6 protein-coding genes are annotated in these 14,174 nt (G+C 62.6%); all 6 read left to right on the top strand.

Annotation, left to right across the window (positions count from 1 at the left end; translation table 11 throughout):
* The first annotated feature begins 2 nt into the window (after positions 1-2).
* Complete coding sequence (gene pgaC, locus HBO19_RS20810) at positions 3-1,349, top strand: poly-beta-1,6-N-acetyl-D-glucosamine synthase (protein ID WP_169953979.1); 1,347 nt, start codon at positions 3-5, stop codon at positions 1,347-1,349.
* The gene (gene pgaD, locus HBO19_RS20805; RefSeq protein WP_169953978.1) at positions 1,346-1,795 is read left to right on the top strand and encodes a poly-beta-1,6-N-acetyl-D-glucosamine biosynthesis protein PgaD; all 450 of its coding nucleotides are present in this window, start codon (positions 1,346-1,348) and stop codon (positions 1,793-1,795) included. Before pgaC ends, pgaD begins: the two co-directional genes overlap by 4 nt.
* Before the next feature lie 432 nt (positions 1,796-2,227).
* Positions 2,228-3,946, top strand: a complete 1,719-nt coding sequence (locus HBO19_RS20800; RefSeq protein WP_170058201.1) for a ShlB/FhaC/HecB family hemolysin secretion/activation protein — start codon at positions 2,228-2,230, stop codon at positions 3,944-3,946.
* Positions 3,947-3,976: 30 nt separating this feature from the next.
* Positions 3,977-13,009: a hemagglutinin repeat-containing protein gene (locus HBO19_RS20795; protein ID WP_170058200.1), complete on the top strand. Its 9,033-nt coding sequence runs from the start codon at positions 3,977-3,979 to the stop codon at positions 13,007-13,009.
* Positions 13,006-13,872, top strand: a complete 867-nt coding sequence (locus HBO19_RS20790) for a PoNe immunity protein domain-containing protein (protein WP_170058199.1) — start codon at positions 13,006-13,008, stop codon at positions 13,870-13,872. The genes HBO19_RS20795 and HBO19_RS20790 overlap by 4 nt, the downstream gene beginning before the upstream one ends.
* Positions 13,869-14,150: a hypothetical protein gene (locus tag HBO19_RS20785; RefSeq protein WP_170058198.1), complete on the top strand. Its 282-nt coding sequence runs from the start codon at positions 13,869-13,871 to the stop codon at positions 14,148-14,150. The genes HBO19_RS20790 and HBO19_RS20785 overlap by 4 nt, the downstream gene beginning before the upstream one ends.
* Positions 14,151-14,174: the final 24 nt, after the last annotated feature.

The following is a 14,174-nucleotide window of genomic DNA, read 5'->3' as shown; positions in this document are numbered from 1 at the left end:
TCATGTTCGACAGAATCCTTGCTCTTCTCGTGTTGGCATTGGTGTTGGGGGTGCCCCTGGGCCTGATGTTCCTGGTCACCGGGCAGTTCCTGATGGAGTTCGTGTTTTTCTACCCGTTGTTTATGTCCGGGCTGTGGATCGCCGGTGGCGTGTATTTCTGGCTGCACTGGGAGCGCCACTGGCCGTGGTCCGATGACACCCCGGCGCCGGCGCTCAAGGGCGAGCCGCTGATCTCGATCCTGATCCCTTGCTACAACGAAGGCGACAACGCCGCCGAGACCATCGGCGCGGCGTTGGCCCAGCGTTATCGCAACCTGGAAGTGATTGCGATCAACGACGGCTCCAGCGACAACACCGCCGAAGTACTCGATGCCCTGGCGCTGCAAGAGCCGCGCCTGCGCGTGTTGCACCTGGCGCAAAACCAGGGCAAGGCCGTGGCCTTGCGCATGGGCGCCGTGGCGGCGCGCAGCGAATACCTGGTGTGCATCGACGGCGACGCCTTGCTCGACCGCAATGCCGCCGCCTACCTGGTGGCGCCGATGCTCGACAACCCACGGCTTGGCGCGGTCACCGGCAACCCGCGCATCCGCACGCGCTCGACCTTGATCGGCCGGGTACAGGTGGGCGAGTTCTCTTCGATCATTGGTCTGATCAAGCGCACCCAGCGGGTCTTCGGGCGGATTTTCACTGTGTCCGGCGTAGTGGTGGCGTTTCGGCGGGCGGCCCTGGACCGGGTCGACTACTGGAGCACCGACATGATCACCGAAGACATCGACGTGAGCTGGAAGCTGCAACTGGACCACTGGAGCATCTTCTACGAGCCGCGCGCGCTGTGCTGGATCCTCATGCCGGAAACCCTCGGCGGCCTGTGGAAGCAGCGCCTGCGCTGGGCCCAGGGTGGTGCCGAGGTGCTGTTCAAGAACATTCGCGGGATCTGGCAATGGCGCCACCGCTACCTGTGGCCGTTGTTGTTCGAATACTGCCTGTCCACCGGCTGGGCCTTCACCTTCCTGCTGTCGGTGATTTTCTGGGGCGTGGGCAAAGTGGTGCCGTTGCCTGAGGCGATTGCCGTCAGCTCGCTGATGCCACCGGCCTTCACCGGCTTGCTGCTGGCGGTGGTGTGCCTGGTGCAGTTCGCCGTGAGCATCATGATTGACCGGCGCTACGAGCGCGGCCTGTGGAAAACCCTGTTCTGGACCGTCTGGTACCCGCTGGTGTTCTGGCTGGTGAGCCTGTTCACCACCCTGGTCAGCTTTCCCAAAGTCCTGTTCCGCCAACATCAAAAACGCGCGCGCTGGGTCAGCCCGGATCGCGGCATCAAGGCACCTGCCAAGGAAGTGAAGCCATGAACCTGATCCGTACCCCCCAGCGGCCTGTGATGCAGGCCATCGATATTTTCCTGACCCTGCTGGCCTGGGCCGGGCTGGTGATCCTGCTGGTGCGCGGCCTGGTGCCGATGCTCGACAGCCACGGCGGCCCACGCATCGACGCCCCGATCTTTGCTGCGCTGAACACCTTGCAGATCTACCTGTGGATTGCCCTGTTCAACGCGGTACTGCTGATCAGTTGGGCGCGCTACCAGCAGCGGCGCGGCAAGCGCTTCGCCCAGCGCCGGGCGGCGGGCAAGGCCTTGAGTGATCACGGCCTGAGCGAGAGCTTCCGGTTGGCGGCGGGGGAGCTTGAGCAACTGCGCCGGCCGGGGGTGCTGGTGATTCATAACGACCAGGAGGGTGGGGTGCAGGCGGTGACGGCACAACGGCGGGAGCTGAAGCTGGTGGCGGAACGCGTTGGGTAGGAGTCGGCTTGCCGGCGATGGTCGTCAACGATGATGTTGGGTATCTGACACTCTGCGGCGGTCTCGCGGCCGTCATCGCTGGCAAGCCAGCTCCTACAGGGAGGGATCTGCGGTACCTATCGTCAGAAATGGGATCCAATTCACAAAATAACCGCGAACTTTTCCGCTTATTTGGCTACTAAACCATCTCGGCACAACATTGATGGCTAACTAGTGGCAACTTTCAAGTTGCGCCGAAAGCTGTATCAAAACTGATACCGCTTGTCGGAATAAAAATTCCGAATACAAGCATTTAATTGTTGCTGATAGTTTTTATCGTTATTAATCAGCAACTTATTGGTGATTTAATTTTTAGCTTCAACTAGCCGGGAATTTAGGCTGTGTGGAAGTTCGATGTTAGTTTGCCGCCCCTTGTTATTCGATGGATCGAACATGCCTTCGTTATTGCCACGGATTCGGTATTCCCTGTGTATTGCCCTGTTCGCCCTCTGTGGGTCAAACAGCGCAGTGGCCGCGACTTCGCCTGGCGATCAGGACCTGATCCGCGAGCGGCAAAACCGCTTGCTTGAAGAGCAGCGCCGGCGCCTCGAAGAGCTCAAGGAATTGCCCGGCAAGGAAGTCAAACCCGCAACGCCCACCGCCCCGGTAGATACCCGTTGCTTCGCGATCAAGACCATTGAACTCAAAGGCGCCGACAGCCTGTCCGCCCCCGAGCGTGAGCGCTTGATCAAGCCTTACATCGACCAGTGCCTGGGCGTGGCCCAGCTCAATCAACTGCTCAAGGCCGTCACCGATCACTACATCGACAAGGGCATGGTCACCAGCCGTGCCTACTTGCCGCAGCAGGATTTGTCCAAAGGGCATCTGCAAGTGTTGGTGGTCGAAGGCAAGCTCGAAGGCTTGAATAGCGCCGCCGACAGCAAGATCTCGGCGCGCGAGTTGGCCATGGCCTTCCCCGGCAAAAACGGCGACCTGCTCAACCTGCGGGAAATCGAGCAGGCCATCGATCAGCTCAACCGCTTGCCATCCAACCAGGCACAAATGGAGCTGGCCCCCGGCGAAGCCGTTGGCGGCAGTTCGGTGCTGGTGAAAAACACTCCGCAAAAGCCCTGGCGCGCCAGCCTGTCGCGCAATAACGACGGGCAGAAAAGCACCGGCGAGCAGCAGTGGGGCGCCGGCCTTGAGTGGGACAGCCCCCTGGGCCTGGCGGACCAGTTGGTGTTGCGCGGCGGCCATGATGCGATCAGCGATCACCAGAAAACTTCGAAGAACGGCATGTTCTATTACAACGTGCCGTGGGGCTGGTGGAACTTCAGCTACACCTACAGCGAGAGCGATTACCGCGCGCTGGGCCAGGCCGACACGTTCAGCTTCAAGCAATCGGGTGACAGCCAGAACCACCAACTGCGCGCCGAGCGTGTGGTGCATCGTGATGACGTGAGCAAGACCTCGGTCAACGTCGGCCTGGCCCACTTGCGCACCAATAACTACGTGCTCGATACCCGCCTGGACAGCAGCACTCGCCTGAGCGAGATGCAAGTGGGCATCAACCACGGCCGGCGGGTCGGCAGTGCCTTCGTCAACATGGATCTGGGCATGCAGAACGGCATTGGCCTGCTCGATGCCCAGTCCCAGGACGAACGTGGCGAATTCGGCAGTCGCCAACCCAATTCGCGCTACCGCAAATACACCGCCACCGTCAGCTACCTGCAGCCGTTCACGTTGTGGGGCGAGTCGTTCAGTTTCACCAGCCTTGCCACCGGCCAACGCAGTGAAGACATACTCTTCAGCCCGCAGCGCATGAGCCTCGGTGGTTCGTCCTCGGTGCGCGGCTTCAAGGACCAGCAACTCAACGGTGACAGTGGCGGCTACTGGCGCAACGACCTGCGCTGGGCGCGGCCGGTGCTGGTGGATTGGTTGCGCCCGGCCTTCGGCGAATACGGCGTGAGCCTGGGTTACGACCAGGGCGTGATCCGCAATGACCGCTACAACGACATCGTCCACGGCCGGGTTTCCAGCAACTCCGTGGAGCTGTTCGCCCGTGGCAAAAACGTCAGCACCAGCGTGACCTTTGCCCACTCTTTGGAACGTCCGGCAGTGATGAGCGAGCGCGAAGCGCCGATCTACTTCCGGATGGATTTCTACCTGTAATTCAACGCCTAGCCGCATCGAGAATTTGACATGGATGTCCGCCCGTTTGCCTTCCTTGCCCGCCTGCCTTCTTCAGCCATGAAGCGCCGTGATGCGTTCTGCGGCCTGCCCAAGCGCGGCCTGGTGCTGATCCTGGCCAACGCGCTGTTCTGGCAGCCGCTGCTGGCCCAGGCCGATGGCATTGTGGTCAGCGGCCCCGGCACGACGGTGGGCGCGGCGGGCAATGGCGTACCGGTGGTGAACATCGCCACGCCCAACGGCAGCGGCCTGTCCCACAACCAGTTCAAGGACTACAACGTCGGCCCCAATGGCGTGATCCTCAACAACGCCGGCGGCCCGTTGCAGTCCACCCAACTGGGCGGGATTATCGTCGGCAACCCCAACCTCAAGGGTGGCTCGGCGAATGTCATCCTCAACGAAGTCAACGGCGGCAGCGCCAGCCAGTTGCGCGGCTACACCGAAGTGGCGGGGCAGTCGGCCAAGGTTATCGTCGCCAACCCCTATGGCGTGACTTGCAACGGCTGCGGCTTTATCAACACCCCCAACGTGACCCTGACCACCGGCAAACCGATCCTCGATAACGGCCGCCTGGACCGCTACCAGGTCGATGGCGGCGCGGTGACCATCGACGGCCAGGGCTTGAACGCGAGCAATGTCGACCGCTTCGAAATCATCACCCGCACGGCCAAGATCAACGCGCAGATCAATGCGCGCAACCTGACCGTGATTGCCGGGCGCAACGACGTCAATGCACAGACCTTGAATGCCACCGCGCGCGCCGACGATGGCAGCGCCAAGCCGGAGCTTGCGATTGACTCCTCGGCCCTGGGCGGCATGTACGCCGGTGCGATCAAGCTGGTGGGCACCGAGGCCGGTGTCGGGGTAAAACTGGACGGCACATTGGCGGCCAGCGCCGGCGATATCCAGCTCGATGCCAACGGGCACCTGAGCATGGCGCAGGCGGCGGCCAGTGGCGCGATCGACGTCAAGGCGGCGAGCCTCGACGCCCAGGGCCCGGCCTACGCCGGCACCGCCCTGACGGTGAAAACCAGCGGCGACCTGAGCACCCAGAAAAGCCTCGCGGCCCGCGACACGGTGCGCCTGAGCAGCGGCGGCAAGTTGACCAACAACGGCGTTATCGAAGCCGGCGTGAATGCTGATAACACCCGCACCACCACCGGCGACGTCAGTCTCGAGGCCCGCGATATCCGCAACAACGCCAGTGTGGTTGCCAGCCGCAGCGCCACCGTCAAGGCCAGCCAGACCCTGGATAACCAGGGCGGCGTCATCAGTGCCAGAAAGGCCCTGGACGTCACTGCCAGCACTGTGGATAACCGCAACAAAGGCCGCCTGCTGACCAGCGGCAGCACCCAGTTGACCGCCGCTGCGCTGTACAACAGCCAGGGCGAAATCATCAGCGATGGCGCGTTGCAGGCCAATGTCGCGCAGGTCAATAACCAGGGCGGCGTGGTGGTCAGCCACGACACCCTTAGCGTGACCGGCGACAGCCTGGATAACAGCAACAAAGGCGTGATCTCCAGCGCCGCAGCGCAAACCCTGACCCTCAGCGGCGCACTCAATAACAGCCAGGGCGGCACCATCGACAGCGCCGGCGCATTCACCCTGCGCGGCAACAGCCTGGACAACAGCGCCGGCAGCCTGACCGGCAACGGTGCGCTGACCCTCGACCTGCTGGCCGATCTGATCAACCGCAACGGCAAGCTGGCCAGCGCCGGCCCGCTGTCGATCGAGCGGGTGGCCGCCCTCGACAACCAGGGCGGCAAACTCACCAGCCAAACCCTGCTGACGGTATTGGCGGCCAGCGTGGACAACCGCAACAGCGGCACCCTGGCGGCAAACGCCGGGCTGACCCTGAACGCCAGCGGCCTGCTGCAAAACGACAACGATGGCCTGATCCACAGCGAAAACGCCGGCCTCAACCTCACCGTCGGCAGCCTGAACAACGCCGGGGGCAAACTCTCGGCCAAGGCGGGCGATGCGCTGATCAACGCCGGTGTTTTCAACAACGGCAACGGCGGTGTGTTTGCCGGCCAGCGCGTGCGCCTCAGTGGCGGCAGCGTCGATAACGCCGGGCAGATCGCCGGTCAGCAAGTCGACCTCAGCCTGCTGGGCGCCCTCAACAACCGTGGCCTGATCGAAAGCGCCAGCACCCTGGACATCACCGCCGCCAGCCTGAGCAACCAGGGCGGGCAATTGCGTGCCCTGGGTACCAGCGGCAAAAGCCGCGTGGCGATTGGCGGTGTGCTGGATAACAGCGGCGGCAAGCTGGAAGCGGCCAATGCCGACTTGAGCCTGGCCGCCGGCACTTTCCAGAACCAGGGCGGCAGCGTGTTGCATGTGGGTACCGGGGTGTTTGATATCGCCGGGATCAACCTCGATAACGTCGGCGGCAGCCTGGTGACCCAGGGCGACCTGAGCCTGGACAAAACCAACTGGACCAACAGCAGCCTGATCCAGGCCGGTAACCTCACGGTCAATGTCGATAATCTTGAGCAAACCAGCAGCGGCCAACTGCTCGCGGCCAACCGCATCAAGGGCACGGGCCAGAACTGGTCCACCCAGGGCGTGATCGCCAGTAACGGCAGCCTTGAGCTGAACCTGGGCGGGACCCTCAACAACACCGGCCGCCTGACCGGCGCCACGGATTTCAGCCTGGCCAGTGCCGCGCTGAACAACCTCGGTACCCTGGGCAGCGGCCGCGCCATGACCCTGACCACTGGCAGCCTGCTCAACCAGAACGGCCTGCTGTTCAGCGGCGGTGATATGAGCCTGCGGGTCGAGCGCTTGAAAAACCTCGGCGCTGATATCTATGCCATGGGCAACCTGAGCATCGACCGCGACGGCAAGGGCGCGTTCGCCACCAGCATCATCAACAGCTCGTCGAGCATCCAGAGTGACGGCAACCTGAGCCTGGCCGCCGGCACCATCCAGAATATCCGCACGGTGCTGACCAGCGAATCGGGGATCTACAGCGCCTCGATCAGCCCGGTGCAGTGCATTGAAAACGTCAACGGCGGTGACTGCGAAGGCGGCAAGGAAAACCGTCCGTTCCTGATTGCCCAGCGGGAGCGCCTGAGGGTTACCGACGCCAGTGCGGCTTCCAGCATTACCTCCGGCGCCAACCTGCTGCTGGTCGGCGGTGATGTGCTCAACAGCAGCAGTAGCATCGCTGCAGCCGGCAGCCTGACGGCCCGGGTCAACCAGTTGACCAACCTCGGCCTGGAAACCCATGACACCCTGACCGAGCGCGTGTTTTCTTCCGAGCGCACCCGTGATCCGTCGGGCTACAACCAGACCGCCGCGCAATTTACCCAGCGCTATTCCATCGGTGGCGCGGCCTACAACCCCAACAACCTGGGCGGCCTGGAAGCGGCCATGGCGTTCTTTATCGGCGCTATGGAGCGCCAGTGGGGCGAGACCAAAACCACTCAATTGGCGGCTGCGGACCAGCGCTACGCAGCGGTGATCCAGGCTGGCGGCGCGGTGAACATCCAGGCCCAGGCCGGTATCGATAACAGCGTGGTGCGCGGCGGCTACACCTACGTGGGCAGCGGCGCGAAGACCGACACCAACGCTCCCGGCTTCTCCACCCAAGTGAAGCTCAACGGGCAATTGCCACCGGATGTCGCCCAGCAACAAGTCAACCCGCTGGGCCTGCCGGGCTTCAGCTTGCCCACCGGGCAGAACGGCCTGTTCCACTTCAGCGATGGCAGTGGCGTGCAGGGCCTGCCCAACAGCCAGTTTGCCGATAAGCCGCAAAAGTACCTGATCGAGACCAACGCGCAGCTGACCAATATGGCTGAGTTCATGAGCTCGGATTACATGCTGGCCAAGCTGGGCTACGACCCCGACGCCAGCCAGAAGCGCCTGGGCGACGGTTTCTACGAGCAGCGCCTGATCCAGCAAGCCGTGGTCGCCCGTACCGGCCAGCGCTTCATCGACGGCCAGACCAGCGACGCCGGGGTGTTCAAGTACCTGATGGACAATGCGGTCGGCGCCCGCCAGCAACTGAACCTGGCCGTGGGCGTGAGCCTCACCGCCGAACAGGTCGCGGCCCTGACCCACGATATCGTGTGGCTGGAAAACGCCACCGTCGCCGGCCAGCAAGTGCTGGTGCCCGTGTTGTACCTGGCCCAGGCCAGCAATCGCCTGGCCCCCAATGGCGCGCTGATTTCCGGCAGCGACCTGAACCTGATGACCGGCGCCAACCTCAATAACGTCGGCACGCTGCGCGCCACCAGCAACCTGGGCGCCAATGTGGGCGGCGACCTGAACAATAGCGGGCTGATGGAGACCGGCAACCGCCTCGACCTGCTGACCGGCAAGAACCTCAACAACCGTGCCGGCGGCATCATTGCCGGGCAGCAGGTCAACCTGGTGGCCGGTGCCGACCTGCTCAACGAGCGCAGCGTCACCACCCACCAGAGCGCCAGCGACTACCGCATCGAGCGCAGCGACTTTATCGACAACGCTGCGCGCATCGAGTCGGCCAGCACCCTGGCGATGCAGGCCGGGCGCGATATCAATAGTGTTGGCGGCGCGCTCAAGAGTGGCGGCGACACCACCGCCCAGGCGGTGCGCGACGTGAATATCGTCGCGGCGCAAACCCTGGACAACGGCGCCATTGGCAGCCGTTCGCGCCACGAGATCATCACCCAGCAAGGCTCGGTGGTTGAAGCCGGGCGGGACTTCCATGTGGTCGCCGGGCGGGATGTGAGCGCGGTGGGCAGCCAGATCGAAGCCAAGCGCGACCTGAGCGTGGGCGGCGTGGGCAATGTGAACCTGGCGGCGGCGGCCAACGAGCAGCATTCGGCGTACAACTCGAAAAAGGTCAAGAGCATCGAGGACCATATGAGCCAGGTCTCCACCGTGCTCAAGGCCGGTGGCAACGTGACCTTGAATGCGGGCGAAGATTTGCTGTTGCTGGCCAGTAACGTCAGCGCCGGCAACGAAGCGTACCTGGTGGCCGGCAAGAACCTGGCCCTCAAGGCTGCCGAAGATCAGGACTACAGCTTCTACAGCAAGACCAAGAAAAGCTCCTCGGGGAAAAAATTCCGCCTCGATGAGACCGACACCGTCAACAACGTGGGCAGCAGCGTCAATTCCGGCGGCAACAGCACCCTGGTAGCCGGTGAGAACCTGCTGCTGGCGGGTAGCAGCGTGGCCGCCGACAAAGGCGCGGCAAAACTGGTGGCGGGCAAGGATGTGCAAATCGTCGCGGTCACCGACGCCGAAAGTGCCCGGCATGAGCGCAAAGAAAGCAAAAGCAGTTGGGGCGGGCTGAAGTCGAGCAAGGTCCAGGACAAGGTTGACGAGAAACGCACCATGGCCGTGGGCAGCATGGTTTCGGGCGAGACGGTCAGCGTGGTAGCGGGGCAGGATGCGACAGTGACCGGCTCGGCACTGGTCAGCACCGGCGATCTGGCTGTGCAGGCGGGGCGCGACCTGACGATTGATGCGGCGCAGAACACCTTCTCGCGCACCGATATGCACAAGGAAAAAAATCGCGACCTGACCGGCGTGTTGACCGGCAATAAGCTGGGCCTGGACGACATCACCGGCAATCAACACCTGTCGATCAGCAGCAGCAAACACAACGGCACCGCCCAGGAAACCACCCTGACCGGCAGCACCATTGGCTCCAGCGAAGGCAACGTTGCGTTGATTGCCGGGCGTGAGTTGAATGTGGTCGCCAGTGACCTGGTGAGCACCAAGAACATGGACCTCAGTGGCGCCAACGTGACCATCACCGCCGGCGCTGAAACCGCGCGGCAAACCACGCAAGACAGCTCCAAGAGCCTGGCCGTGGGCCGGGTGATTGGCGGTGCGGTGATCGACACCGCGCGCAGCATTCACGATGCCACCGAGGCGGCGAAGAACGCCGATGACCCGCGCCTCAAGGCGGTGAAAATCGCCCAGGCAGCCCTGGCGGCCTACAACCTGGGTGGCCAGGCCTCGGACGCCAACGGCCAGAGCGCCGGCTTCAAGAACAAGCAGGGCGGCTCACCCAGCAACGGTTCGTTGATCAAGATCGGCACCGAACTGGCCAATACCCGCAGCAAGGCCAGCAGTGAGTACAACAGCCTGACGGCGCGCCAGAGCACGCTCAATGCCGGGCAGGATCTGTCGATTGTCGCCACCGGCGAAGCGCCCGGCACCCAGGGCAATATCGAGATCACCGGCAGCAGCCTGAAAGCCGCCAACACCTTGTTGCTGGCCAAGAACAACGTGTTGCTGCAAAGCGCCCAGGACACCGTCGATCGCAAGAACGATGGCTCGACCAACAGGACTGCAATTGGCGCCAGCTTCAATATCGGCGAGCAGAACGGCTTCACCCTCGACCTCGGTGCACAGGGCGCGAAGAACAAGGGCAATGGCAACTCGGTAACCCAGGTCAACACCACCCTGGACACCGGCTCGCTGCTGCTCAAAAGCGGGGGCGACACCACCCTCGCCGGCGCCCAGGTGCGCGCTGACCGCATCCAGGCCGACATCGGCGGCAACCTCAACATCCTCTCGCGCCAGGACAGCGAATCGTCGCGCAGCAAGCAGAGCAGCGCAGGCTTTGGCGCCAGTATCTGCATCCCACCGTTCTGCTACGGCTCCACTGTGGCCGGTTCGGCCAGCATCGCAGCGGCCAAGATGAACAGCGACTACCAGGCCGTGACCGACCAGACCGGCCTGTTTGCGGGCACCGGTGGCTACGACATCAATGTCGGCAAGACCACCACCTTGCAGGGCGGGGTGATTGCCAGCGAAGCGGCGGCAGTGAAGAACCGCTTGAGCACCGATCGCCTGATCGTCAGCGATATCAAGAACACCAGCGAGATCCAGAGCCAGTCGGCGGGGCTCTCCGCTTCGTTCAGCAGCAGCGGTGGCACCTCGCCGGGTGGCAGCATTCCGGTGGCGCTCAAGGAAGACGAGCGCAGCCACACCCGCAGTGCGGTCAGCGACGGCACGATTGTGGTCCGCAACCCTGAGGGCGCCAATGACCTGGTGGGGCTCAATCGCGACACTGCCAACGCCAACCAGAGGCTCGACCGTCCAGACGAAAAGGCCATGCGGGAGCGCATCGACCTGATCCAAAGCTCGGCGCAATTGGCCAGTGGGGTGATCAGTACGGTGGCCAAAGCCAAGGCCGATGAAGCCAAGAAGCTTGGGCAAGAGGCAAAAGACCAGGCCAGCGCGGGCTTGCCAACGGCGGGTGCCGCGGCCCAGGCGTACGAGGCGGCGAATGCCGAGGCGCTGCGCTGGCAGGTGGGTGGCGACAAGAAACTGATGGCCGATATTGCATCCGGGCTGATTGCGGCCGGGCTGGGCGGCGCTACCGGCGGCACGGCGGTAGGGATCGTGGCTAATACATCGGCCAGCGATATCTTCAATAAAATCGGCAGTTTTGCCGACGAGCAGAAAAACCGCAAAGACATCGACAGCGCGACCAAGGCTGCCTGGGCCGAAGGCGGCGCCGCGCGCGTTATGTTGCACGCATTGGCGGGAGCCGCGTTGGGGCTTTCCAGCGGCAATGTGCAGAGCGGCGCATTGGGTGCAGGGGCCTCGGCGGCGCTGATGCCCTCGATTCTGCAAGCGCTGGAAGACAGTGGCATGAAAGAGGCCGACCGTAAGGCCGTGGCTACGCTGATTGCCTCCGGCGTGGGTACGGCGGTCGGTTCCGGGCATGGCACCGGCGGCGCCATTGTTGCCGGTGGCACTGCGGCCAGCGTGGATCGGTACAACCGCCAGTTGCACCCGGACGAGATCAAGTTCGCCTCCGACAAGGAGCGCGTCGATCGCTATGCACAAGCGCAGGGCATCACCGAAGAGCAAGCACGCATAGAGCTGCTGCGAACGGCTGCGGCGATGGTCGATCGCGGCTGGAACACCGTGTTGGGTGTCGAGGATGGCAACACCACGACGGCGGCCAGTTTCCTGCGCAGCGAGCTTTCGCAGTCCAAAAGCGCCGACCTGTTCCAGGTCAGCCTGGCCGATTACAACAATGAGCGTTTGGGCCTGTCGCGCCTGATGAAAGACCGGAACTCGGTTGAGAACCTGGTCAAGTACATCGAACTGGTCGACCCCTACAAGTACCTGCACGATCCGAAAAACATGGCCGAAATTCTCAATGCCAAAGGGCAGGGCAGTGCCGAGGGTATTGCCAATGCCGTAGAGGATCTGGCCAGTTTCGGTTCCAAGACGGCGCTTTGGGCGATGAGCACCGTCAATTGCCCAAGCTGTGGCGGTCGGCAGTTTATCGCGGCGGTAGAGGCGGTGCAGAGCTTGCCCGAAGAGCTGAGGCTCAAGGGCTACCTGGACACCCTGCATATCATGCAGGGCTATGGCGCCGACGTGCTGCGCCAGAACGAGATGATCGCCACCTCTACCGGCGTGGGCCTCGGCCTGGGTGGTGCGGGTGTCGGTAGTGCTGGCGCGATGACCACCCGCCTGACCGGCGAGCTGGCCGGGGCTGTGGGCAAGCGCTTCACCGGTATCATCAACGAAGCGGCCGAGCAGGCATTGCTCAAGAGTGGCGGTAGATTCGGACCTGATGGCAAGCCGCTGATGGATCTGTCGGTGCTGACCCGTGAGCAGAAAAGTGTCATGGGCGATTTACTTGGAGGTCGCTCGGTGCAGCAAATTGTTCCTGACGGGCAGAAGCTGGCGCGAGTACCGGGGACCGGTGAAACGGGTATTGACGATCTGTACAAGGTCGATCGTCCGGATGTCGACTTCCTTGTCATTGAATACAAGTTTTTGAGTGATAACAGGAAGTCCGGTTCCTCGGCGCTGGGCAAGCCTACAGATGGCAAGCAAGGTTCCGCCTCGTGGATACTCGGAGGCGATCGCCTGGAGCGTTCGGTTGGCGCAGATCAGAGCCGGGATGTGCGGCTCGCGGTGGACGCGAACCGTACTGAAACGTGGGTGGTGAGAACCCGGCCAGATGGCGACACGGAAATTGAAGTGCTTGATGCGCGTGGCAAAGCCAAAAATGTTGATACGTCGAAAATTCTCCCGCCCAAGAAAAACTTCGATGAGGGTTATCCATGATTCGTGCACCCCTGGGGGATAAGCCGTATTGGGACGATCGCGAAGCCAAGGATCGGCAATGGGTTGAGCGCGTCAGTGAAATTCTCTCGCAACCTTCGGCCAACCCCCTGTACAGAGCGCAATTTACGTTCGACTTTGCCAAAGATAATGTGCGTGCGGCCATTCGGGTCTATTCGAGTGGTGGCAATGTTGCAGAGATGGCTACCTACCTCCCCGCCGCGATAGACGCATGGGAGCTTTCAAATCGAGAGTCCGACAGCCTGTGTGCTGAGAATAATCTCCAGACCTGCCGTGACTGGACTTTCGAGTTGGCGGACCTGAACCACTACATCTGGTGTTTCTGGTTGGTAAGCCTGGCGCTGGCGCTGGAAATTCCCGACGACCAGTGGCGTCGCCTCGTCGCCTTGATCGGCGAAGGTGGGCAGGACGTTCTGCTGGATCGAATCATTGCATCCCGCCAGCCAGGGCGTGTGATCGGTGAACAGCTACTGCACGCCAAACCTTATGCAAGGCTGCTCAAGGCCATCGATGCGCCCCAGGAACAGGAGGCCTCGCTGTTGCGGGCGTTCGTGGAACATTGGTACCCGGAGCTGAACCGACGCGGTAAACAGCAACCCTGGTGGTATGTCTATGGCGACCCGGTAAAACATCCCCTTGAAATGGGTAGCTACTTTGGCCGCTGGTGCTTTGAGGCGGTTGCCGCAGTCAAGGCATTCGGGCTGGATGACAGCGCTTGTCTGGGGCATGAGCATTACCCCGGCGACTTGCTCCATCCCAGTGAAGACGTTGTTCCCGCCCCAGCCCCTGCCCGCGTAGAAAAAACCGGCTGGCTGGCGCGGTTGTTTGGGCGCTCAGATGAATGAGCCGTCACTTGTACAAGTACTGGCATGGCATTGGTGTGGCTTTACTGCTGGCAGCGTTATTGAACGGTTTCTTGCGATTTGACGGCAGCTGGCAGCGTTTTTTCATCATGGTGTTGGTGCAGCTGTGGTTTGGCCAGGCGGTCTACAACTATGCGCGTGGCGCCCGGGTAGCCATCGCGCCGGGTGGCATGAGCAAGGATGCCGACCCAAAGTGGCGCGCGGCCTTGGCTGGCTTCGCCCTGTTTTTATATGGGGGCGTGTTCTTTTTGAGTTTTTGACTCTTGCAGGGCAACCCCAGCCCT

The organism is Pseudomonas sp. WS 5021, assembly GCF_012985535.1.
In the GTDB taxonomy this organism is placed as follows: domain Bacteria; phylum Pseudomonadota; class Gammaproteobacteria; order Pseudomonadales; family Pseudomonadaceae; genus Aquipseudomonas.
This window is presented reverse-complemented; position numbering and strand designations above follow the sequence as displayed.